18 protein-coding genes and 1 pseudogene are annotated in these 21,718 nt (G+C 61.5%); 12 read left to right on the forward strand and 7 right to left on the reverse strand.

Features of this window, described 5'->3' with window-relative positions:
* Positions 1-17 precede the first annotated feature (17 nt).
* A complete protein-coding gene (locus ACVWXC_RS08385; RefSeq protein WP_457392095.1) occupies positions 18-2,729 on the forward strand; it encodes a CBS domain-containing protein in 2,712 nt (903 codons plus the stop codon).
* An 89-nt stretch (positions 2,730-2,818) separates the two neighbouring features.
* Positions 2,819-3,754: a M48 family metallopeptidase gene (locus tag ACVWXC_RS08390; protein WP_099883810.1), complete on the forward strand. Its 936-nt coding sequence runs from the start codon at positions 2,819-2,821 to the stop codon at positions 3,752-3,754.
* A gap of 313 nt (positions 3,755-4,067) precedes the next feature.
* Here the strand turns inward: ACVWXC_RS08390 and ACVWXC_RS08395 are convergent.
* Positions 4,068-4,199 (reverse strand): annotated as a pseudogene (locus ACVWXC_RS08395) (IS200/IS605 family transposase); the annotation flags it as partial.
* A gap of 497 nt (positions 4,200-4,696) precedes the next feature.
* Between ACVWXC_RS08395 and aroB the strand changes: the two are divergent.
* Both aroB and ACVWXC_RS08405 read left to right on the forward strand, forming a co-directional pair.
* A complete protein-coding gene (gene aroB / locus ACVWXC_RS08400) occupies positions 4,697-5,878 on the forward strand; it encodes a 3-dehydroquinate synthase (protein ID WP_457392099.1) in 1,182 nt (393 codons plus the stop codon).
* Complete coding sequence (locus tag ACVWXC_RS08405; protein ID WP_457392102.1) at positions 5,857-6,858, forward strand: aspartate-semialdehyde dehydrogenase; 1,002 nt, start codon at positions 5,857-5,859, stop codon at positions 6,856-6,858. Before aroB ends, ACVWXC_RS08405 begins: the two co-directional genes overlap by 22 nt.
* Positions 6,859-6,866: 8 nt before the next feature.
* Here ACVWXC_RS08405 and ACVWXC_RS08410 read toward each other — a convergent pair whose 3' ends face one another.
* Positions 6,867-7,652 carry a DUF7933 domain-containing protein gene (locus ACVWXC_RS08410; RefSeq protein WP_457392131.1) on the reverse strand — a complete coding sequence of 262 codons (786 nt, stop codon included), beginning with the start codon at positions 7,650-7,652 and terminating at the stop codon, positions 6,867-6,869.
* Between the two features lie 467 nt (positions 7,653-8,119).
* On the opposite strand from ACVWXC_RS08410, the gene ACVWXC_RS08415 reads away from it, so the two are divergent.
* The gene (locus ACVWXC_RS08415; protein WP_457392105.1) at positions 8,120-8,893 is read left to right on the forward strand and encodes a ZIP family metal transporter; all 774 of its coding nucleotides are present in this window, start codon (positions 8,120-8,122) and stop codon (positions 8,891-8,893) included.
* A 36-nt stretch (positions 8,894-8,929) separates the two neighbouring features.
* Complete coding sequence (locus tag ACVWXC_RS08420; protein ID WP_457392108.1) at positions 8,930-9,712, forward strand: alpha/beta hydrolase; 783 nt, start codon at positions 8,930-8,932, stop codon at positions 9,710-9,712.
* Here ACVWXC_RS08420 and ACVWXC_RS08425 read toward each other — a convergent pair.
* Positions 9,678-10,451 (reverse strand): DUF3598 family protein, encoded by a 774-nt coding sequence (locus ACVWXC_RS08425; RefSeq protein WP_457392111.1) that lies wholly within the window; start codon positions 10,449-10,451, stop codon positions 9,678-9,680. The genes ACVWXC_RS08420 and ACVWXC_RS08425 overlap by 35 nt on opposite strands.
* A 95-nt stretch (positions 10,452-10,546) precedes the next feature.
* Here ACVWXC_RS08425 and ACVWXC_RS08430 point away from each other — a divergent pair, with 95 nt between their 5' ends.
* The 3 genes from ACVWXC_RS08430 to ACVWXC_RS08440 are packed head-to-tail and all read left to right on the forward strand — an operon-like array spanning position 10,547 to position 11,525.
* Entirely contained in the window at positions 10,547-10,864 is a 318-nt protein-coding gene (locus ACVWXC_RS08430) for a hypothetical protein (protein ID WP_457392114.1), read from the forward strand.
* Between the two features lie 4 nt (positions 10,865-10,868).
* Positions 10,869-11,009 carry a hypothetical protein gene (locus tag ACVWXC_RS08435; protein ID WP_011430697.1) on the forward strand — a complete coding sequence of 47 codons (141 nt, stop codon included), beginning with the start codon at positions 10,869-10,871 and terminating at the stop codon, positions 11,007-11,009.
* A 12-nt stretch (positions 11,010-11,021) separates the two neighbouring features.
* Positions 11,022-11,525 (forward strand): cadmium resistance transporter, encoded by a 504-nt coding sequence (locus tag ACVWXC_RS08440; RefSeq protein ID WP_049749765.1) that lies wholly within the window; start codon positions 11,022-11,024, stop codon positions 11,523-11,525.
* A 284-nt stretch (positions 11,526-11,809) separates the two neighbouring features.
* Here ACVWXC_RS08440 and murB read toward each other — a convergent pair whose 3' ends face one another.
* Together murB and murC are read right to left on the reverse strand one after the other, a co-directional pair.
* A complete protein-coding gene (gene murB / locus ACVWXC_RS08445) occupies positions 11,810-12,748 on the reverse strand; it encodes a UDP-N-acetylmuramate dehydrogenase (RefSeq protein WP_099883796.1) in 939 nt (312 codons plus the stop codon).
* Positions 12,745-14,277, reverse strand: a complete 1,533-nt coding sequence (gene murC, locus ACVWXC_RS08450) for a UDP-N-acetylmuramate--L-alanine ligase (RefSeq protein ID WP_099813067.1) — start codon at positions 14,275-14,277, stop codon at positions 12,745-12,747. Before murC ends, murB begins: the two co-directional genes overlap by 4 nt.
* 264 nt (positions 14,278-14,541) lie before the next feature.
* Here murC and ACVWXC_RS08455 point away from each other — a divergent pair, with 264 nt between their 5' ends.
* From ACVWXC_RS08455 to ACVWXC_RS08465, 3 genes are all read left to right on the forward strand, one after another.
* Positions 14,542-15,687 carry an ABC exporter membrane fusion protein gene (locus tag ACVWXC_RS08455; RefSeq protein WP_011430700.1) on the forward strand — a complete coding sequence of 382 codons (1,146 nt, stop codon included), beginning with the start codon at positions 14,542-14,544 and terminating at the stop codon, positions 15,685-15,687.
* A 9-nt stretch (positions 15,688-15,696) separates the two neighbouring features.
* Positions 15,697-16,881 (forward strand): ABC transporter permease DevC, encoded by a 1,185-nt coding sequence (gene devC, locus ACVWXC_RS08460; RefSeq protein WP_011430701.1) that lies wholly within the window; start codon positions 15,697-15,699, stop codon positions 16,879-16,881.
* A gap of 178 nt (positions 16,882-17,059) precedes the next feature.
* A complete protein-coding gene (locus tag ACVWXC_RS08465) occupies positions 17,060-17,797 on the forward strand; it encodes a DevA family ABC transporter ATP-binding protein (protein ID WP_011430702.1) in 738 nt (245 codons plus the stop codon).
* On the opposite strand, the gene ACVWXC_RS08470 is transcribed toward ACVWXC_RS08465, so the two are convergent.
* Together ACVWXC_RS08470 and alaS are read right to left on the reverse strand one after the other, a co-directional pair.
* On the reverse strand, positions 17,794-18,762 hold the full coding sequence (locus ACVWXC_RS08470; protein ID WP_041438425.1) for a GDP-L-fucose synthase family protein: 969 nt from the start codon (positions 18,760-18,762) through the stop codon (positions 17,794-17,796). The two genes, ACVWXC_RS08465 and ACVWXC_RS08470, sit on opposite strands and share 4 nt — an antisense overlap.
* 50 nt (positions 18,763-18,812) lie before the next feature.
* Positions 18,813-21,464 (reverse strand): alanine--tRNA ligase, encoded by a 2,652-nt coding sequence (gene alaS / locus ACVWXC_RS08475; RefSeq protein WP_457410470.1) that lies wholly within the window; start codon positions 21,462-21,464, stop codon positions 18,813-18,815.
* Between the last annotated feature and the right edge of the window lie 254 nt (positions 21,465-21,718).

The following is a 21,718-nucleotide window of genomic DNA, read 5'->3' on the forward strand; positions in this document are numbered from 1 at the left end:
AAGGCGCTGCTGCCAGCATGGATCTCATCCTGTGTCACCAGTCGGCGGACTTCGACACCTTGGGAGCGGCGGTGGGCGCAGCACGGCTGTATCCAGGCGCCCGCATTGCCTTGACTGGCGGATCCCTGCCGGGAGTGCAGGAGTTCTTGGCCCTCTACCGGGACGAGTTTCCCCTCATCGAGCTGCGTTCGGTGGATCCCCGCCAGGTCCAGCGCTGGATCCTGGTGGATTGTTACGACCCGGATCGCCTCGGTAAGGCTGCTGCCTGGCTGAGCGTTCCTGGGGCGAAGATCGAGATTTTCGACCACCACCTGCCGGCCACCCCGCTGGAAGAGCTGTGGCCGCAGCAGCAGGTCAGCGCTCACATTGAGGCGGTGGGCTCCACCTGTACCCTCCTGGTGGAGCGGCTGCAGGGGGCCGGGATCCGCCTCAGCCCTTTCGAGCGGCTGGCGCTGGCGTTGGGCCTCCACATGGACACGGGATCCCTGACCTTCCCGGAGACCACCGCCCGCGATGCCGCCGCCCTCACCTGGCTGTTGCAGCAGGGGGTGAACCTGGTGCTGTTGCGGCGCTTTTTGGGCGATGGCCTCACCCCCCCGATGCAGGAACTGCTCAGCCAGGGACTGGCCCAGATGCAGGTGGAGGCGGTGGGGGAGTACCGCTTGGGAACGTGGCTGCTGGAGCTGCCGGAGTTTGTGCCCGGCTTGGCCGGCCTGGTGATGCGGCTAATGGATCTGACAGGGGTGGACGTGCTGCTCTTGGTGGCACGACAGGGGGAGCGGCTTAGCCTCATCGGGCGGGCGCGGCAGGAGTTTGCCCAACTGGGCCGAGTGATGGCCCGCTACGGTGGCGGCGGCCACGACTGTGCGGCAGCCGCTACCCTAAAAGCTTCTCCAGACCAGCCCCTGCCCGATCCCGCCCAGGTGCTGAGCGACCTCAGCCAGGCGGTTAAAGAGCGGATCCCGCCGCCTGTGACGGCCAAGGATTTGATGTCCTCGCCGGTGCGCACCATCCGACCGGAGGTTACTATCCAGGAGGCGCAGCGGGTGCTGCTGCGCTATGGCCACTCCGGCCTGGTGGTGGTGGATGGCCAGGGCCGCCTGGTGGGAGTGATCTCGCGGCGAGATATCGACATTGCCCTGCACCACGGCTTTGGCCATGCCCCCGTCAAGGGCTACATGACTACCGACGTCAAGACCCTCTCCCCCGACACGCCCCTGGCGGAGATCCAGCGGCTGATGGTGCAGTGGGACATTGGCCGTCTGCCCGTGCTCCAGGATGGCCAGTTGGTGGGCATCGTTACCCGCACCGACGTGTTGCGGCACCTGCACGAGCTGCCGGCTCTCTCGCCCCGGTTGGCCGCTCCTGAGCTTTCCTGCCCCCTGGATCTCTCCTTTCCGGCCCTGTCGCCGCAGCACCGCCGCTTACTGGAGGTGGCGGCCCGCCTTGCCGATGAAAAGGGTCTGCGGCTGTATCTGGTGGGGGGGGCGGTGCGGGATCTGCTGCTGCACCGGTGGGGACGGCAGCCCTCCTCTTGCCTGGAACGGCTGGATTTGGATTTGGTGGTGGATGGGCCTTACCCCTCGACCCCCCAAGGGACGGATCCGCCGGGCTGGGGGTTGATCCTGGGAAAAGCCCTCAAGCAGCACTTCCCGGAGGCACGCCTGGAGATCCACGGCAAGTTCCAGACGGCAGCCCTGATCTGGCCAGGGGGCTTTTGTGTGGATATTGCCAGCGCCCGCACCGAGTTTTACCCCTACCCGGCCTCGCCCCCTGAAGTGGCCATGGGATCCATCCATCAGGATCTCTACCGGCGGGATTTTTCCATCAATGCGCTGGCTTTGCGCCTCAACGGCCCGCAGCGGGGGCAGTTGCTGGACTTTTTCGGCGGGCAAGCGGATCTGCAAAAGGGGATCATCCGCGCCCTCCACCCCAACAGCTTCATCGAGGATCCCACCCGCATCTACCGGGCCGTCCGCTTTGCCGTGCACCTGGGCTTTGCCCTGGATCCGACCACCGAAGAATGGATTCGCACGGCTGTAGCCAGCGGCCTCCACGATGCCGTTGGCGGGGAGCGCCTCAAGCAGGAGCTGGCCTACATCCTCCGCTCCCGCGACTGGCCCTTGGCTTTTGAGCGGCTGGCGGCATGGGGAGCCCTGCGCTGCATTCACCCCGCTTTGACCTGGGATCCCTCCCTGTACCGGCGGCTGCAGCGGGTGGGCCGCTGGGCCTATCACTTCCGCCGCCGCTACCCCGAGCTGGGATCCCAGGAGATCTGGCAACTGCGCCTGGAAGCCTTGCTCTTGCCCCTGCCCCAGGCACCCCAGGTAGCCAGCCAGCTCCACCTCACCCAAGCGGGCATCGAACGCCTCAGCCATTTCTCCCACTACCAAGCCCTCTTGGCCCAACTGGAGACCGGATCCCTGTCTCCGGCTCAGGTAGTACGGCTGCTGCAGGGGCTGCGCATCCCGGCGGTGATCCTGTTGGCAGGGCTGGCCGCCAAGCCAGCGCGGCGGCTGCTCTGGCGCTACTTGCAGGAGTGGCATTGGGTGAAGCCACCCCTCAACGGGCACGATTTGCGTTGCCTGGGCTACAAGCCGGGCCCTCTTTTTCAGGAGATCTTGGAGCGCCTGCGCTGCCTCACCCTCAACGGCGAGCTTACCACTCGCGCTGAGGCAGAAGCCTGGCTGCGGAAACACTTCCCCTTGCTGCAATCTCAGCCAAAGTAGCCAAAAGAGTAGAGGGGTTGCCCATTTCTGGTAGGACGATCCCATTGCCAGATCGCTAGCCTGAGAGAAGGTTGTCTTGGAGGGATCCAATGCGGGTATTGAAACCTCGCTCTGCTGTCGAGGCAATCCCGTCGGTGGGCCCCATCCCCCCCCAGCGGCGGAGTTGCCGCGTGGCCAAGCCGGTTGCCTTTGCTCTGCTGGCCATCCTTGCCGCCGGGATGGGATCCCCTGCCCAGGCCCAAGACCTGGTTCGGCTGCTGATCCACGGCCTGCAATGGCTGCAGGTGAGCCAGTTAAACGACGCCCAAGAGGTGAGCTTGGGCCGCCAGATCGACCAGCAACTGAAAGCCCGCGGACAGATTCGCGTCAGTTCAAATTTCTATTGGGTGGAGCGGGTGAACCGCATCGGCCAGCGGGTGGCCGCCCACAGCGAACGCCCTAACTTGCCCTATACCTTTCAGGTGGTGGAGGATCCAGACATCAACGCCTTTGCCACGATGGGTGGTTTTGTTTACATCACCACTGGCGCCCTGGAAGCTGCCGACAACGACGACCAAATTGCTGCTGTCTTGGGCCACGAAATCGCCCATATCAGCGAACGTCACGGCCTCCAGCAACTGCAGCAGGCTGCCGCCGCCCGCTTCGGCGCCCAATTGCTGGGACTCGATGACAACACCTTGGCCGCCCTAGCCCTGGAGCTGGGAGTGCGCCGACCGCAAAGCCGCGAAAACGAGTTTGTTGCCGACGAAAAAGGTTTGTGGGCCGCCTATCGCGCTGGCTTCGATCCCAGGGGCATGTCGCAATTTTTGGCCAAGTTGCAATCCCGTCCATCCCTGCCGGACTTCTTGCGTACCCATCCCCCTGTCGCGGAGCGCATCGCCCGCCTCAACCAGCTTATCGCCGAGCACAGCATGGTCAGCCCTGCTGCCTATGGCTCCGGCGGCCCCACTTGGCCTTCGCAATCTCTCCCCCAAACCCAGCGCACCGAAGTTGAGATTCTGCCGGTGCTGCCGGTTTTGCCCTGAGTAGGCCGCTGGGATCCGTTTTCCCCGTAGGGTGGAGGTTCGCATCTGGGGGGAACGCTTCGCACCGCTGGCGCGAGCAGTAGGCGAGGGTAGCCTTGTAAGCTGAGAAAGGGTTTCCTACCTGCCCCGCTGCGCGGTTCACTTGCAGTGGGCCGTAGGACTGGGCAAGCCAGGAGGCATGGGAAGAACATCAAGCAACAGAACGTGCCACACAAAAGGATAGCTTGGTAGCCCCGCACTTGAGTGCAGGGCGGAAAAGCTCGCTAGCCACTTTAGTCGCTTACCCATGATGGGGGTCGTTGATATAGTTTCATAGCTCAAACAACCTCTTCCTGACTTCTCCTACCAAGACCTTTTTCCTTCTCTTTGGCCAAAAAATAAGATAAACAACCGCTAGCCCCACAGCATGGTTGTAGTGATTGTACCGTTGACTTTCCTCTCGCACTATCGCTTGCCCATGTTAGACTGCGGTTGTCATGCCGCTTGCCAACAATGATGGAGTACGGCTGTCAGCAGGTTCGAGTCAGGAACAGAGAGCTAGTCCCCCTATTAGAGTACTTGTGTCAACAGTCTAATAAAGTGTACAACTGTGCTTTGTACTATGCGAGACAAGTCTATTTCAAAACGAAGCGATGGGCAAGCTATGGTGAGCTTTGTGCTGAGATGGCGAGAACCCAAAACAAGCACTTCATCGCAATGTATGTTTCCGCCGCACAACAGACCTGTAAGTCTGTAACTGAGGCACTCAGTAGCTTTAAGAAAAAGCTGAGGCTCTCCTGGCAAGAAGGAATGAGTTTAAGACCAAACCTGCCGCGGCCTTCAGGAACTGTCTAGAGGCGCTTTGACAACGCCGTTACGGGTTCTTTTGTGGACTGCGTAAGAATCCCCCGCCTTTAGGCGCTGGGAGTGTCAATGGATCCCATCTCTTCAACAGCAGCACCTATGGATCCCTGTCTGATCCCCGTCAAGCTTCCCCACGGCTCCTACGACATTCTCATCCAGTCCCCCGAAGGCTCCGGCGGCCACAGCCTTATCCAGTTGGGATCCCAACTGCAAGCCAGGGGACTTTCGGGCAAGGCGCTGGTGGTGAGCCACCCCGGCATTGCCAAGCATTTTGGCGAAAAGTTGATGCAAGGGTTGCAACAAGCGGGGTTTGCTGCCCGTCTTTTTCTGTTGCCCGCCGGCGAGCGCTACAAAACCCTGCGCTCGGTGGCCAAGATCTACGATGCTGCCTTGAGCTTTGGCCTGGAGCGCTCTTCCACCCTCGTGGCCCTGGGAGGGGGGGTCATTGGGGATATGGTGGGGTTTGCCGCCGCCACTTGGCTGCGCGGGATCCCTTGGGTGCAGGTGCCCACTTCGCTTTTGGCCATGGTGGATGCGGCCATTGGCGGCAAGACCGGTGTCAACCATCCTGGCGGGAAAAACCTCATTGGGGCGTTTTATCAGCCGCGCCTGGTGTGGATGGATCCAACGGTGTTGCAGACCCTGCCCCGGCGGGAGTTTACCTCTGCCCTAGCGGAAGTGATCAAATACGGTGTCATCCAGGCCGCCGACCTGTTTGAGTTTCTGGAAAAGCAGCCCAGGCTAGGCCGCTACACCGATTTTGCCCCCTCAGACTTGCACTATCTGCTGCGGCGCTGTGCCGAGTGCAAAGCCTGGGTGGTGCAGCAGGACGAACGCGAAGGGGGCTTGCGGGCCATCCTCAACTACGGCCACACCCTCGGCCATGCCCTAGAAGCTGCCACCGGCTACCGCCGCTATCTGCACGGGGAGGCTGTTGCCATCGGCATGGTAGCTGCCGGGGAGATTGCCCGCCGCCTGGGTTGGTGGAGTGCCACCGAAGCCGAACGGCAACGACGCCTGATCGAGAAAGCAGGACTGCCCAGCCACTGGCCTGCCGGGATCCCTTGGGAGGCAGTGCTGCAGGCAATGCAGGCCGACAAGAAAGTCAAACAGGGGCGGATTCGCTTCGTTCTGCCCCGCCGCATCGGCCAGGCCGAGCTGACCGATCAAGTCGAGCTGGCAGAGGTGCAGGCTGCTTTGGCCTCGATTACAGCCACCTCTGGAACCCTAGAATTAGGAAAACCTGAGGACAAGAAAGCATGGGACGGCAACAACGGGTAGCCATCCTAGGGGCCACAGGAGCCGTAGGAGCGGAGCTGCTGAAACTGCTGGAAGAGCGCCACTTTCCGGTGGCAGAGTTGAAGCTGTTGGCCTCGCCCCGCTCGGCGGGCACCTATTTGACCTTCAAGGGGGAGCGGATCCCGGTGGAACCAGTTTCAGAAGCGGCCTTCCGGGGCCTAGACCTGGTGTTGGCCTCTGCCGGTGCCGGTGTCTCCAAAACCTGGGCCAAAACCATCGTCGAGGCGGGGGCGGTGCTGATCGACAACTCCAGCGCCTTTCGCCTGGATCCCGATGTTCCGCTAGTGGTGCCGGAGGTCAACCCCCAGGAAGCCTTTCGCCACCGGGGAATTATCGCCAACCCCAACTGCACCACCATCCTAATGTGTGTGGCCATCTACCCCCTGCATCGCCACATCCCGCTGCGCCGCGTGGTGGCCGCCACCTACCAGTCCGCCAGCGGGGCCGGGGCCCGCGCCATGGTGGAGCTGCAAGAGCAAACCCGCGCCTACCTCCAGGGGCAGCCGTTGCAGCCCCAGGTGTTCCCTTACCCCATTGCCTTTAACCTCTTCCTCCACAACAGCCCCCTGCAAGAGAACGGCTACTGCCAGGAAGAGATGAAAATGGTCAACGAATCCCGCAAGATTATGGGATCCCCCAACCTGTGGCTGACAGCTACCTGTGTGCGGGTGCCGGTGCTACGTACCCACGCCGAGGCCCTCAACCTGGAGTTTGAACAGCCCTTCCCTGTGGAAAAAGCCCGGCAAATCCTGGCCCAGGCCCCTGGGGTGGTGCTCATTGAAGATTGGCAGCAGAACCGCTTTCCCATGCCCATCGACGTGGCCGGCAAGGATGAAGTGGCGGTGGGCCGCATCCGCCAAGACATCTCCGAGCCCAAGGCCCTGGAGCTGTGGCTGTGCGGGGATCAAATCCGCAAAGGTGCGGCCCTCAACGCCGTTCAAATTGCCGAGCTGCTTTTGTAAGGACTAATTCACTGCACCCGAACTCTCCAGATTACTGGCCCCACTGTAACAGGGGCAGCCTCCTCGCTGGTCAACCTCACCGGGTTGTTGACGTAGGTGTAGAGGGTGCCTGAGGTCGCGGTTGCTGGTACTGCCACTTGGACAGGGATGTCCACTATGCAAGTTTGTCCTGGGGCTACTCGTCCTCCGGTGAATCGAATGACGGCCGTACCCGCCGTGGCTGTGAGAGTGGGGGAGCCGCACGAAGGTATAAAAGCCGCCCCAGCGGCAATTTGCAAAGGAGGAGTATTAGGAGGCGCCGGAAAGGTGTGTTCAAAGGCCAAGCCCGTCAATTGAATGGCTGCGTTGTTGGTGATGGTAAATGTCAAGGTTCCGGTGGCGTTGCCACTGGCCGCTGCGACACTCGTGCTGGGATCAAAGGCCATGGTAAAGGTGGGAGCTGGCACCGTTACCGTTAGGTTGATAGCCGCAGCGGTGGCATTGAGCCCTTGGTTGTTGCTCAGGGGTACCGCGGAGCTGGTCAGGGATCCCGGTCTCGTGGCTGTAACCTGAAGATCCAGGCTGATGGTGCAGCTAGCGTTGGCTGCCAATGAGCCGTTGACCAACGAGATGGAAGTGGTTGCTGGTGGAGCTATCACCGTCCCCCCACAGCCATTGTTCAGGTTATTGGGATTGGCAATGACCAAACCGTTAGGCAAGTCGTCGGAAAAAGCTAGACCAGTCAGGGGCAGGGCAGCGGTGTTGGTAATCCTGTAGGTCAGAGTTGTTTTGGGATTAGGGTCAGCAGCAGCCAGCGAGACCGAGGTAGGATTAAATGCCTTGCTAAAAGTCGGGGCACCCGGCGTAGGTGTCGGAGTCGGCGTAGGTGTCGGTGTAGGCACTATCGTCCCACCGCTTCCGCCGCCACCGCAGCCGGCTAGCCCTAAGCAAACTCCGCCCAGACTTAGAGTTACAAGGGTTGCAATTGCTTTTTTCTTCATTGCTTTTTCCTCACTATCGCCACCTAAACACACCAACAGGTTGTTTTCCGCAGGAGGAGTGGCCGCTCAACTAGAGAAAGCTTAGCCTCGAAACCAGCTTGTTGGGAGTGATGAGAAGCACTGACACCTAGGTTTATACTGCTTGGCAGCTTCAGGATCCCTAGGCTAAGCAGCCAGAGAGTCATTTTCAGCCGTCAAGGAAAAAGAGCTGGTGGAGGGTTTCCCAGGCAGGCAAAAAAAGGGAAAAATTGAAAAGCATTTGGCTTGGTAAGGAGGATCTTGTGCATCCAATCGCGATGGGATCCCTGGCTAGCTTTATCGCCGGCTTGGCAACGGGGCTGGGGGCTTTGCCGGCCCTTTTTCTTCCCTCGCTCTCGGAGAGGGTGCAAGGGATCCTGCTGGGGTTTGGGGGTGGGGTGATGTTGGCCGCCACCTCGTTTTCACTGGTGGTGCCGGGCACCGAGGCGGCGCTGGCGCTGGGATATTCCCAGTTCGGGGCGGCCGTGGTGATGGTGGCGGGCCTGTTGTTGGGGGCGATCTTTCTGGAGAGTGCCCACCAGCTTTTTCCCCACGAGCACTTTTTCAAAGGGGCTGAAGGGGAGAACCGCGCCCACCTAAAGCGGATCTGGCTCTTCATCATTGCCATTGCCCTGCACAACTTCCCGGAAGGCCTGGCGGTGGGGGTGGGATTTGCCACCGGCCAAGTCAGCGATGGGTTGGCGCTGGCCCTGGGGATCGGCCTGCAGAACATGCCGGAAGGGCTGGTGGTGGCCTTGTCGCTGGCCAGCCAGGGGTATTCGCGGCTGTTTGCTTTTGCCATTGCCCTGCTGACCGGGCTGGTAGAGCCCATCGGCGGCATCGTGGGAGCGACGGTGGTCACTTTGGCTCAGCCGCTGCTGCCCTGGGGCATGGCCTTTGCCGCTGGTGCGATGTTGTTTGTGATCTCGGATGAGATCATCCCCGAGTCGCACCGGCAGGGGTTGGAGCGGGAGGGCACCTTTGGCGTTCTCAGTGGGTTTGTGTTGATGCTGCTGCTCGATATTGCGCTGGGCTAGAAAGGGATCCTGTCCTGTCTTGACGCGAGGTTTTCAATGCTGAGCAACGAGCCTTTTCTGTGGCGGGGATCACGGGAGCACGCCTGCCTGCTGCTGCACGGGTTGGGGGGTGGCGTCTACGAGTTGCAGTGGCTGGCGGAGCGGCTGTTGGCAGCCGGCCTGACGGTGCAGGGGTTTAACTATCCCGGCCACGACCGCCCGGCACCCCGCATGCCCCCTTCCCGCTGGACGGAGTGGTACGGGCGGGTTTTGGAACATTACCTGGCGCTGCAGCAGGAGTACCCGCGCCTTTCGCTGGTGGGGTTTTCCACCGGCTGCCTGTTGGCGCTGCACCTGGCCTTTGCCCACCCTGTCCACAAATTGATCCTGCTGGCGCCGTTTTTTGCCATTCGCCACCGCTGGTACTATCTCTTTCGCCCGGAGCAGTACCTCAACAGCCTGGGCTGGCTCTTGGAAGAGGTTCCCCGCTTTCGCCTGCCGATTCGGGATGGCGATGTCCGCGCGTTGGCAGAAAGAGTGGCCTATTTGCGCAGCTTCAATCTAACGGCGGTGCGCAGCGCCCTTGAGCTCATCGAGCGGGTCAGGGGGGAAGTAGCCAGCATCCAAGTTCCCACCCTCATCCTGCAGCCGCGCCAAGATACAGTGGTGGATCCCGACCAGGCGGCGTGGCTCTACCGGGAGCTGGGATCCGCCGAGAAGACCCTGCATTGGCTGGAGCGCTCCGACCACGTTCTCACCTTGGACTGCGAGCGGGAGACGGTGTTTGCCCAGGTCTGCGCCTTTCTCACCCCGGATCCCGCTCCAGCCGCATCAGCGTAACCCGCTGCCAGGCGCCGCCCTCGTCGTAGTCGCGCACCAGGCGCAGCAGGTGGCGGCCCTCCGGCCCTTCCGGAAACCAGCTCAGGCTGAGGGAAAAGCGGCGATCCCGATGAAGGGTGGGGATGGGCAAGGGATCCGGCCCGCCCATCCACAGCCCCCCCGGCAAGGGATCCCAAGGGCTGGCCCACTCTGAGAGATCTACATGAGTTTCGCTGAGCAAGCTATCGGCAGCAGAAAAGCTCTGGGCGATCCCCCGCCATCGCCCTTGCAAGGCCTCTCCCAGTTGCGCTTGGGTCAGCGCAGGAAAGTCGGCCCCAAGATCCAGCACCTGGCCGCGCCGCTCCAAGATGACCGTCACCCGCACCAGGCGGCCCTGGGGATCCCACTGCTGCACCACCCGCGCCTTGCGCTCTCCCCAAAGAAAGCCCTGCTCGACGGCAAAATCGCCAAACGGTGCCAGCTGCAGCTGCCCGTTGGAAAAGGAGCCATCGGGGAAAAAGCGCAAGCCGGGCGAGAAATCTTGATAGACCCAGCTCTGGCGGCTTGTTGGGGTAGGGGATCCCTCTAGGGGGTAGTAGGCATTGGTTTGGCGGATTGCGTCCCGATCCAAAGCCTCAAAGGTGATGAGGCTGCGCTTTTGGCCCACCAGCTCCCAGCCGTGGGCGGTGGGTCGATACTCGGAAAAGAGCCCGTGCCATTCTCCCAGGTGCAGGGCCAGGCATTCTCTCTGGGTTGTCATGAAGCACTGTGAAGTAACATTAGGGAGACGCAACGCGGAAGACAGAGCCGATGGGGAGGAAGTTCCGAGGTGGCATTTTACTGGTTTTGGGGTTTATGCTCTCGCCCTTTTCCTGGTGGAACGATTTGTTCTTCAACCTACCCATTGCCTATGGATTTGGCTACCTCTGCAGCTTGTGGCAGCCCCAGTGGCTTTTGGGAGGAACCCTTGCCGGGTACTGGCTTTCCAACTTGATTGGCCTTCTCCTGATGCAGTTTGGCGCTACTGATGTGGTTGAGCAAGGGGATAAACCCCGCAACATAAAGCGCGATCTCGTTATTAGTTTGGCTTCTTCTACTGCCTACACTTTGGCGATCCTCGGGCTGGTGCAGCTTCACCTTGTCGATATCGGCGCCCTCTTCCCCACTTCTTAAGCTCATGCCTCTCCCTCTTTTCTGGACAACGCTGGCGGAAGGGATCCTCGCCTTTATTGCCACCCACATCGACGACTTTTTTGTGCTGGTTGTGTTGTTTGCCCAGGTGCAGATCCAACCTACTTGGAAGGGCTGGCAGGTTTAGCTGGGGGGCTACTTGGGCTTGGCAGGATTGATCTTGATCAGCCTTTTGGGGTACTTGGGGGGCCTGGTGCTGCCGCCATCTGCCATTGGCCTGCTGGGACTGATCCCGCTGGCGGTGGGCGGCTGGAAATTGTGGCGATCTGAAGCGGAAGAAGCCCTGTCGAAAGAGCTGGAAAAACTGCAAGATCGACCACCCGCAAAGACTGGGCTGCTCTTTTTGCCCTCGCCAGCTCTGCTGTCCATGCTCCTCACCTTTGCCAATGGCGGGGATAACATCAGCTTGTACGTTCCTTTGTTTGCCGGCAGCACCCCTCTCCAGTTGGCTCTCTTTTCTATAATTTTCTTTTTGATGAAAGGGCTGTGGTTTGCCATGGCTCAAAGGCTGACGGTGCAACCGGAAGTGGCCAAGATCTTGGCTGAACAGGGAGAGCGCTGGGTACCCTGGATTTTGATGAGATTAGGGGTGTGGATCCTGTTCAAAAACGAAACTTGGCGATGGCTGCTCGGGATCCCGTAGCGGGCGGAGTCCCTTCGAGTTTCAGTCGTTGTGCCGCTCTGAAGCCGGATCCTAGTTCAGATCTTCGTGGCGGTGTTCCCGTTCCCGCCAATCAAATAGCGGCGTTCTTCCGCGCTTGTGGGGGACTGATTGAGTTGTGCAATTAGTTGTGCAATTAAGCGACGTAAAGTAGCCGTGCCCTAACCATAAACTGACGCAAAATAATCAACGAGAATCCATCAAGGACTGGTGAGGACAGTTCAAGATCAGAACCATCCAATCATCAAAAAATGGGGTAGGCCAAATTAACTTATCAAAGGATCGTCAAAAGATCCCAGAATGCGCACTTCTGGCTCTAGGAATATCGACCATCGTTGATAAACCTTTTCTTGGGCCAAGCAAATCAGACGGTAGATGTCGTTGGCGCTGGCCTGACCACAATTGAGGATGAAGTTGGCATGGCGCTCTGAAATTTGGGCCCCACCGATGCGGTACCCCTTCAACCCCACCTGCTCAATTAGCCAGCCGGCAGGATAGGTTTCGGGGTTGCGAAAGACGCTGCCACAACTGGGCAGATGATAGGGCTGAGAGCTCAGGCGCTGGTTGAGGTGGCGCTGGGTTTGTCGCTGCACCTGAGCCGGATCCCGGCCTGGGAGTAACTGCAGCGTTGCCCCCGTCACCGTCCAAGGAGAGTCCTGTAGCCGCGAGCGGCGGTAGCCAAATTGCAGATCGACCGGTTCTAAGCGGCAGGGCTCCTGCTCTTCATCCAAAATCTGCACTTCCACCAACACGTCCGACATGGCGCGCCCGTGGGCGCCGGCATTCATCACCACCGCTCCCCCCAGCGTGCCCGGGATCCCGATGGCCCACTCCAAGCCACTCCAGCCCCGCTTGGCGGCTGCCCGCGCCAGGTTAACCAAAGGTTCTCCGGCAGCGGCCCAGATCCTCCCCCCCTCCAACAGTTGCATCCCGCGCAAACGCCGGGTGTGGATCACCAGCCCCGGCAGGCCGGCATCGCTGATGAGCAGGTTGCTGCCCGCCCCCAACAGTGTAACCGGGATCCCTTGCGCCCGCGCCCAGGCCAAACATTGCTGCAGCTCCAGATTGTTGTGCGGCTCGCAATACCACTCCGCCTTGCCGCCCACCCGAAAGCTGGTCAGAGGGGCCAAGGGGATCCCCGCTTGAATCCGTCCAGAGAGTCGGGCAACGCTTGAGGCATTGGGCACGCAGGGAGCTGTAGTCATGATGCCAATACCTCAGAAGCCCCCATCTCCCTGATCCCATCCTCCGCTTGCCCCGGCAATTTCCCTTCAAAGTTTGCCAGAGGCTGCTCCCCCAGCCGAGCCGCATAGGCCCGCATCGTAGCGGCTATCTGTTGATTGAGATCGCCTGCGCCCAAAAAAATTGCCAGATCTCCAGGTTGCAAGATAGACGGCAACACCTGCGGCAATTGCGGCAAAGAAGACACATAACGTACATGGGGATGGTGCTCCGCCACCGACACGGCCAGCCGCAAGCTGTCGGAGCCCTCAGGCGCTGCTTCTCCCGCCCCATAAGTGGGCACGATCACCACCACCTGCGCATCCGCAAAGCAGCAAGCAAAGTCCTGGAACAACTTGGCCAAGCGGCTGTGGCGATGGGGCTGGAACACCGCCACCACCCGCCGCTGCTGCAGCCGTGCCGCCCGCAGCGTAGCCCGAATCTCGCTGGGATGATGGGCATAGTCGTCGATAAAGGTGACCCCACCCACCTCGCCCCTGTGCTCAAAGCGGCGCCGCACTCCCGGAAACTGGGCCAGAGCAGAGGCAATCACGGGGAACTCCAAGCCCAGCTGCCGCCCCACGGCAACCGCGGCCAGAGCATTGCTGAGGTTGTGGGATCCCAGCACCTGCAGGCGGAGCTGGCCGAGGAGGGATCCCCTTTCCCAGATCTCGGCAGAGGTGCAATCGGCAGTGTAGAGGATCTGACGGGCCTGGTACTGGGCTTGGGGATGGCCGGCCAGGCTGTAGCCGATGTCCACCTTGAGGTGGGTGGCCACGTTGGGGCAGTCCAGACAGGCCACCAGGGTTTGGCTCTGCTGCCCATACTGCTGAAAGGCCCGGATCACCTGCTCCAGATTGGCGTAGTGATCCGGGTGGTCTAGCTCAATGTTGGTGATCACGCCAATTTGGGGATAGAGCCGCACCAGGGATCCATCCGACTCGTCCACCTCGGCTACCAGGTATTCCCCCTGGCCTAGACGGGCATTGCCATCCCAGGCGTCCATCTCCCCGCCGATGATCAAGGTGGGATCCCAGCCCGCCGCCAGTAACATGTAGCCAATCATGCTGCTAGTAGTGGTCTTGCCGTGGGTGCCCGCCACCCCAATGCTGGGACGATGGTTAAACAGGGCAGCCAGCAAATCGGCTCGATGCCAAACCTTTAGTCCCTTGTCCAGCGCCGCCGCTAATTCCGGGTTGGTGGGGCGAATGGCGCTGGAGTAGACCACCTGGGGATCCCCGGCCAAACCCTCCAGAGTGTGCCCCTGAATAAAGCGCACCCCCAAGGCTTCCAGGCGACGGGTGCGGCCATTGGCGGCAATATCCGACCCTGAAACCCGAAACCCCTGCTTGGCCAAAATGTAAGCCAGAGCCGACATCCCCACCCCGCCGATCCCGACAAAATGATAAGCCGGAAGTAGCGGGTTCAACGGATCCAAATTTTTCGCAGGCGGAGATGGAGAACGAGCTGGCGCCGGCGCAACGGCATCTTTCCCCCCAACTGTTTCCACCATCGCAACTCCACCTCACTCCTCGCACCACACCTAGAAATCGGCACCTGCAGAAAGGCCCCGGACACGGCAGATCATATCAGGAATCCCTTGGGTTAGGTAGCCGACGAAGGTCGACAACCGAAGACAAGCCGGAGAAAAACGAATACCCGAAAAATAAACACATGAGAAAAACCTGGACATCCTTGCCCCATAAACTTTACATTTATTAAAGAATTGCAACTGTAACGACCGACCTCAACCGCAAAACTCAACGAGTAGGGAACGATGAATCAGCGGCTACTCTGGTCTATTGCGGGAGCTGGATTGCTGGCCGGAACTGGGCTGGCCTGGCTGGGCCTGAGCCAGCAGGCGGCCACCCAATCCGTATCAGAGAATGCAACGGAGGAGACGCGGCTACCTCCCCGCGTTGGCGCCCTGGGTCGCCTGGAGCCGGAAGGAGAGGTGGTGCGGGTGGCCGGCCCTCCGGGAGAGCGACTGGGAGAGCTGCTAGTGGCCGAAGGGGAGCGGGTGAGGGCGGGGCAAGTGTTGGCCCGTCTGGAAAGCTATCGAGAGCGCCTGGCCGAGCGGGAGTATGCTGCTGCCCAACTCCAAGAAGCCCGCGCCCGGCTGGAGGCCGAGACCCGCTTTGGCCAAGCTCAAGTGGAAGAGGCGCGCACCCGCCTCAGCCGCCTAGACGAACCGCAACAGATGCAGATCCGATCCCAGGAAGCGGTGGTGGAGCGCCTTCGGGCGGAGCTGGCCGATGCCGAGGCCAACCTGGCTCGCTTCCAGGCCCTGTGGCAGGAGGGGGCTATCTCCCAGCAGGAGCTAGACCAGAAAGCTCTGCTGGTGCGGCAACGGCAGGAGGACTTGCGGGCTGCCGAGGCCACTCTGGATCAACTGCGCCTGGCCCGCGAGCGGGATCTGCGCAACGCCCAAGCCCAGGTGCAAGCTGCTGAAGCGGGGCTGAGGCGGGCGCAAGCGCAAGTGCAACTGGGATCCCTGGCCCGCAACCTGGAGCTGGCGGAGGCCCGCTTGGAGCGCACCCTCATCCGCGCCCCCCGGGCCGGCCAGGTGCTCAAGATCCGCACGCGGCCTGGGGAAGTTATCGCTGCCGACACAGGGATCCTCGAGCTGGGCAACACCGACCAGATGATGGTGGTGGCGGAGGTCTACGAAACCGACATCCTGCGGGTGCGGCCCGGACAACGGGCCACCATCAGCAACCGCGCGCTGCCAGAAACGCTGCAGGGCCGGGTGGAGCGGGTGGGCCTGCAGATCGGCAAAAAAGACGTGCTCAACACCGACCCCGCCGCCGATGTGGATGCCCGCGTGGTGGAGGTGTACATCCGCCTGGATCCGGAAAGCAGCGCCCGCGTGGCCGGCCTGACCAACCTGCAGGTGGATGTGGCCATCGAGGTCGAGGGGTAGGAGGGGGGAATGTCCGGCCTGTTCAGCGTAGCGTTTATCGGGCGGCGCATCCCCTTGGCCTGGCTGCAGTTGACGCGGGAGAAGATCCGCCTGCTGGTGGCCCTGGCGGGCATTGCCTTTGCCTGCATTCTCATGTTCATGCAGTTGGGCTTCCAGGACAGCCTCTTGGAAAGCGCCATCCGCTTCCACGTCGCCCTCAAAGGGGAGATCTTCCTGGTCAGCCCCCAGTCCAACGCCCTCATTGCCATGAACACCTTTTCCCAGCGGCGGCTCTACCAGGCGTTGGGCTTTGAGGGGGTACGGGCCATCTCGCCCGTCTATGTGGGCTTTGCCCTCTGGAAAAACCCCCAGACCCGCCGCACCCGCAGCATCTTTGTGGTGGGGGTGGATCCCTCTGCCGACCTGCTGGAGTTGCCGGAGCTGACCCCCGACAAGTTGGAGGAGATCAAGAAAGCAGACGTGGTGCTCTTCGACCGCCGCTCCCGCAGCGAGTTTGGCCCCATCCCGGAGTGGTTTGAGGCCGGTCGAGAAGTTTTTACTGAAGTAGGCAACCGCCGCGTCCAGGTGGGGGGCCTGTTCAAGATGGGGGCCACCTTTGGCGCCGATGGCACCATCCTCACCAGCGACCTCAACTTCCTGCGCATCTTTCCCCAGCGGGAGCGCGGCCTGGTGGATATCGGCGTAGTGCAGCTGCAGCCGGGAGTGGATCCCCAGCCGTTGGTGCAGCAGATGCGGGCCTTGCTGCCGGAAGATGTGCGGGTGCTGTCGCGGGCAGAGTTTATCGATATGGAGCAAAGCTACTGGGAGGAGGGCACGGCCATCGGCTTTATTTTCGGCCTGGGGGTGGCCATGGGCTTCATCGTCGGCATTGTGATTGTCTATCAGATCCTCTACACCGATGTATCCGATCACCTGGCGGAATATGCCACCCTCAAGGCCATGGGCTACACGGATACTTACCTGTTGGGGGTGGTGTTTCAAGAAGCTATTTTGCTGGCCGGCTTGGGGTATATTCCAGCTTTTGCCCTGGCAGTTTTGCTCTACGATTTGACGGCCAATGCTACGTTGCTGCCGATCGCCATGACCTTCAACCGGGCGGTGTTGGTGCTGCTGCTGGCAGTGAGCATGTGCTTTATCTCGGGGGCCATTGCCGTGCGGCGGCTGCGGGCAGCCGATCCCGCCGACATTTTCTAAGTTTTGGCAAGAATGGAGGAGGCAGATGGATTGTTGAATAGCTTGATCAACTGCCCAAAGACTTCTGGGATCCCTTCAATAGGCTTCTGGATGGTTCAATCGCGGCGGTTCCGATGATGGCCCAAGCGGTTACTGAATTGAATTGTCAACCCAAGTTGTTTGAGATTTTGAGCTCCCTATGCTGCCTTCCCTTCTCGATCAAGCTGCCCTCGCTTCCACCCAACATGCCGTTGAGCCGGTGGTCAAAGCCGAAGGGGTGAACCACTACTTTGGCGAGGGATCCCTGCGCAAGCAAGTGCTTTTTGACATCAACTTCGTTTTGCAGCCGGGGGAGATCGTGTTGTTGACCGGCCCCTCTGGCTCCGGCAAGACCACGCTGCTCACGCTCCTGGGAGCGTTGCGCTCGGTGCAAGAGGGCAGCCTGCGGGTGTTGGGGCAGGAGCTGCGGGGCGCTAAGCCCAACACCCTCATCCAGATCCGCCGCCAGGTGGGGTACATCTTCCAGGCCCACAACCTGCTGCGCTCCCTGACGGCGGCCCAAAATGTGCGCATGGCCCTGGAGCTGCACAACGGCCTTTCTCCTCAACAGGTGCAGCAGCAGGCAGAAGCGATGCTGGCGGCGGTGGGTTTGGGGGATCGCGTCCACTACTACCCGGAGCAGCTTTCGGGAGGGCAGAAGCAGCGGGTAGCCATCGCGCGGGCCCTGGTCAGCCACCCCAAGTTGGTGCTGGCCGACGAGCCGACCGCAGCCCTGGACAGCAAGTCGGGCCGCGAGGTGGTGACCCTGATGGAGAAGTTGGCGCGAGAGCAGGGCTGCACCATCCTCATGGTGACCCACGACAACCGCATCCTCGACATTGCCGACCGGGTGTTGCACATGGAGGATGGCCGCCTGGAGAGCCAGGTTGTTGCCTAGTTTGCCGGGGCGTGGCGGCGGTACCACTCGATGGTGCGCTGCAGCCCCTCCCGCAGGCTCACCTTGGCCACAAAACCTATCCTCTCGCGGGCTTTGGAGACGTCCAAGCAGCGGCGCGGCTGGCCGTTGGGCCTGTCGGTTTGCCAGCGGATCTCGCCCCGAAACTCCATCAGCTCGCAGATGAGGGCGATGAGATCCCGAATGGAGATCTCCTCGCCGGTGCCCAAATTGAGTGGCTCAGGGCTGTTGTAGAGCTGGGTGGCCAGGAGAATTCCCCGAGCCGCATCTTCGGCGTAGAAAAACTCGCGGGTGGGGCTGCCATCTCCCCACACCTCGACGTAGTTCTGGCCCCGCTGCTGGGCTTCATGCACCTTGCGGATCAAGGCCGGGATCACGTGGGAGCTTTCCGGATCGAAGTTGTCCATGGGGCCGTAGAGGTTTACCGGCAGGAGGTAGATGCCGTTGAAGCCGTACTGCTGCCGGTAGGCCTGCAGTTGCACCAGCAGGGCTTTCTTGGCGATGCCGTAGGGGGCGTTGGTCTCCTCCGGGTAGCCGTTCCAGAGATCTTCTTCCTTGAAGGGGACGGGGGTGAACTTGGGATAGGCGCAGATGGTGCCCACGCAGACAAACTTCTCCACCCCCGCCAGGTAGGCGGCGTGGATGAGCTGGGATCCCATGATCAGGTTGTCGTAGAAGAGCTCCGCCGGCTTGGCCTGGTTGAGGCCGATGCCGCCCACGTGGGCCGCCAAATGGATGACGACATCTTGTCCCTGCACCACCTCTTGGCAGACCTCCCAGCGGCGCAGGTCGTGGGTGCGGGAGCGTGGGATCCGCACCTGCTCCGGCTTGACCCCCAGGAGTTGCAACTGCTGCAGGACGTGTTTGCCCAAAAAGCCGCTCCCTCCGGTAAGCAAGATGCGCTTTTGGCTGAGATCGATGGCACTGGACAAGCTGTTGGGCGTCATGGCTGGCGCGGAAAATCCCCGGCTTTCATTATGGGGTAAGGCGGCAGCTCCTAACTGCCCAAGCCTGAAGACAGCTCTGCCTGTAGCCGCTCCTGGGCCACCTGCAGGGCTTGGGCCAGTTTCTCTGGCTGTTTGCCGCCGGCCTGGGCCAGGTTGGGCCGCCCACCGCCACCGCCGCCTGTCAGCTTGGCGATCTCGCCGATAAAGGAGCCCGCTTTGAGACCAAGTTTCTGCACCGCCGGGCTAAAAGCCGCAACCAGGCTGACCTTGCCAGCTTCCGGCACCGATCCCAGCACCACTGCCCCTTCTCCCAGTTTGTGGAGCAGATGTTCGGCAGCAGTTTTCAGCGCCTCGGGGGGAGTGGATCCCAGTTCCGCCGCCAAGATCTGCAGATTGCCAACAGCTACAGCCTGGGGCAGGAGCCGCTCTGCCTGCAGCAAGGCCAATTGGCTGCGCGCCTCCTCGAGCGCCCTCTGGGCGGCCTTCAGCTCCGCCTGCAAAGCCGCCACCCGCTCCGGGATCTCCTGGGGCTTGGCCTTGAATTGGGCGCTCAGCTCCCGCACGACGCTATCCCGCTCGTTTAGGTATTCCAGCACCGCCGGCCCAGCTACCGCCTCGATGCGGCGGATCCCGGCCGCTACGCCACTCTCGGAGATGATCTTGAACAGGCCGATCTCGGCAGTGTTGCTGACGTGGGTGCCGCCACAGAGCTCCATTGACACCCCCGGAAAGTCAACCACCCGCACCTCGGCCCCGTATTTTTCCCCAAACATGGCGATTGCCCCTCTGGCTTTGGCCTCTGCCAGGGGCATGATGGAGACTTGCGCAGGATGGGCCTCGGCAATCCAGGTGTTGACCAGATCCTCAACCTGCTGCAGCTCTTCGGGGGTGAGGGGACGCGAGAGGGTAAAGTCGAAACGCAGCCGGTCAAAAGCCACTAGAGATCCCGCCTGGCTAATAGAGGGATCGACAACCTTTTTCAGGGCTGCCTGCAGCAGGTGGGTGGCTGTGTGGTGGGCCTGGGCGCGCCGCCGGCAGGCCAGGTCAATCTGGGCCTGCACCGGATCCCCCACCCGCAGGATCCCCCGTTCTACCCGGCCAAAGTGGACAAACAGATCCCCCCGCTTCTGCACATCCTCCACCCGCACCAACACTCCGTCGCCGGCCAGGTAGCCGCGATCCCCGATTTGGCCCCCGGACTCCGCATAAAAAGGCGTGCGATCCAAAACCACCTGCACCGACTGCCCGGCCTCTACCTGGGGCACCGACTTCCCTTCCACCAGCAGGGCCTCCACCACGCCGCGGGCAGAAGACTGGCTGTAGCCCAAAAACTCCGTCTCGATTAAAAACTCGGCCAGCTCGTCCAGGGATCCCTGGGCCGTGACGTCGAGGGTTTGGTGGGCGGCGCGGGCCCGCTGCCGCTGTTTTTCCATCTCTTGCTCGAAGCCCTGCACATCCACGCTAAAGCCGCGCTCCTGGGCAATTTCCTGGGTCAGCTCCAACGGGAAGCCGTAGGTGTCGAAGAGCTTGAAGGCGTCGGCACCCGAGATCTGCTTGGGCGCGCCACTGGCCGTGACGTTGGCAAACAGATCAAACAGCAGCCGTTCCCCCCGCTCCAGGGTCTTGAGAAACTGCTCCTCTTCCCGCTGCAGCTCGGCCTTGATCACCGCCTCCCGCTCCCGCACCTCCGGATAGGCGGCCTCCGCCAACTGGATGGCCGTCTCCACCACCGGCAGGGTAAAGGGCTCGCCGATCCCCAAGAGGCGCCCGTGGCGCACCATCCGCCGGATCAGCCGCCGCAGCACATAGCCCCGGTCCACGTTGGAGGGGATCACCCCATCGGCAATGAGATGCATCACCGCCCGCGCGTGATCCCCAATTACCTTGAGGGAGACTTTCTGCTCGGGGCTGGCCTGGAAGTAGTCCACCCGGGCAATCTCGGCCGCCTTCTGCACAATAGGGAAGATCAAATCGGTCTCATAGTTGTTGGGGACTCCCTGCAGCACCTGAGCCAGCCGCTCCAGTCCCAGGCCGGTGTCGATGTTTTGCCTGGCCAAGGGAGTGAGGCGGCCCTCGCTGTCCCGGTTCAGCTCCATGAACACTAGGTTGTAGATCTCCAAAAAGCGAGAGTCGTCCCCTAGGTCGATCTGCTCATCCCCCAGCTCCGGCTTGAAGTCGTAGTAGATCTCCGAGCAAGGGCCACAGGGGCCGGTGGGGCCGGCAGCCCAGAAGTTGTCCTCCTCCCCCATGCGCCGGATGCGGTGGGGTGGGATCCCGATCGCATCGCGCCAGAGGGCAAAGGCCTCCTCATCTTCTCGAAAGACGCTCACCACCAGGCGCTCCGGCGGCAGGCCAAACACCTCTGTCACCAGCTCCCAGGCCCAGGTGATGGCTTCTTTTTTGAAGTAGTCGCCAAAGCTGAAGTTGCCCAGCATCTCAAAAAACGTGTGGTGGCGGGCCGTCCGTCCCACGTTCTCGATGTCGTTGGTGCGCACGCATTTCTGGGCAGTCGTGACCCGTGGGTACTGTGGATCCTGATGGCCGAGGAAAATCGGCTTGAAGGGCAGCATGCCGGCGATGGTCAGCAGCACCGTCGGATCCTCCGGCACCAAGGAGGCGCTGGGCAATACCTGATGGCCCCGCTGGGCGTAGAAATCCAGAAAAGCCTGCCGGATGGCGGCACCGGAGAAGGATGGAGACATGGCCAAGGCAAAGGGTAACTGTATTGATCAATTCTAGGTTTTTTGGCTCTGGGGCAGTTGAACTCCCGCTCTCGGATGGGGCCAGTGTCGCTCCCCAAAGCGACACAATCTAAGCGATTTCTCTGATTGAGCCCAAGTGGGCAAACGCTAGGATCAGCCTGTTCGAGGCGGATGCGCAAGATTTTTCTCTCCTTGGTCTAGGCTAGATGTATCTCTGGCAACTTGCTTGCCCGCCCATCGGCCCCGTCTCGGTT

The sequence above is a fragment of the Thermostichus sp. OS-CIW-20 genome (assembly GCF_054061455.1).

Coding starts and splice junctions, on each gene's coding strand:
- ACVWXC_RS08385 (WP_457392095.1), top strand. CDS start 18: ATGGATCTCATCCTGTGTCACCAGTCGGCGGACTTCGACACCTTGGGA.
- ACVWXC_RS08390 (WP_099883810.1), top strand. CDS start 2,819: ATGCGGGTATTGAAACCTCGCTCTGCTGTCGAGGCAATCCCGTCGGTG.
- aroB (WP_457392099.1), top strand. CDS start 4,697: ATGGATCCCTGTCTGATCCCCGTCAAGCTTCCCCACGGCTCCTACGAC.
- ACVWXC_RS08405 (WP_457392102.1), top strand. CDS start 5,857: ATGGGACGGCAACAACGGGTAGCCATCCTAGGGGCCACAGGAGCCGTA.
- ACVWXC_RS08420 (WP_457392108.1), top strand. CDS start 8,930: ATGCTGAGCAACGAGCCTTTTCTGTGGCGGGGATCACGGGAGCACGCC.
- ACVWXC_RS08425 (WP_457392111.1), bottom strand. CDS start 10,451: ATGACAACCCAGAGAGAATGCCTGGCCCTGCACCTGGGAGAATGGCAC.
- ACVWXC_RS08430 (WP_457392114.1), top strand. CDS start 10,547: ATGCTCTCGCCCTTTTCCTGGTGGAACGATTTGTTCTTCAACCTACCC.
- ACVWXC_RS08435 (WP_011430697.1), top strand. CDS start 10,869: ATGCCTCTCCCTCTTTTCTGGACAACGCTGGCGGAAGGGATCCTCGCC.
- murB (WP_099883796.1), bottom strand. CDS start 12,748: ATGACTACAGCTCCCTGCGTGCCCAATGCCTCAAGCGTTGCCCGACTC.
- murC (WP_099813067.1), bottom strand. CDS start 14,277: ATGGTGGAAACAGTTGGGGGGAAAGATGCCGTTGCGCCGGCGCCAGCT.
- ACVWXC_RS08455 (WP_011430700.1), top strand. CDS start 14,542: ATGAATCAGCGGCTACTCTGGTCTATTGCGGGAGCTGGATTGCTGGCC.
- devC (WP_011430701.1), top strand. CDS start 15,697: ATGTCCGGCCTGTTCAGCGTAGCGTTTATCGGGCGGCGCATCCCCTTG.
- ACVWXC_RS08465 (WP_011430702.1), top strand. CDS start 17,060: ATGCTGCCTTCCCTTCTCGATCAAGCTGCCCTCGCTTCCACCCAACAT.
- ACVWXC_RS08470 (WP_041438425.1), bottom strand. CDS start 18,762: ATGACGCCCAACAGCTTGTCCAGTGCCATCGATCTCAGCCAAAAGCGC.
- alaS (WP_457410470.1), bottom strand. CDS start 21,464: ATGTCTCCATCCTTCTCCGGTGCCGCCATCCGGCAGGCTTTTCTGGAT.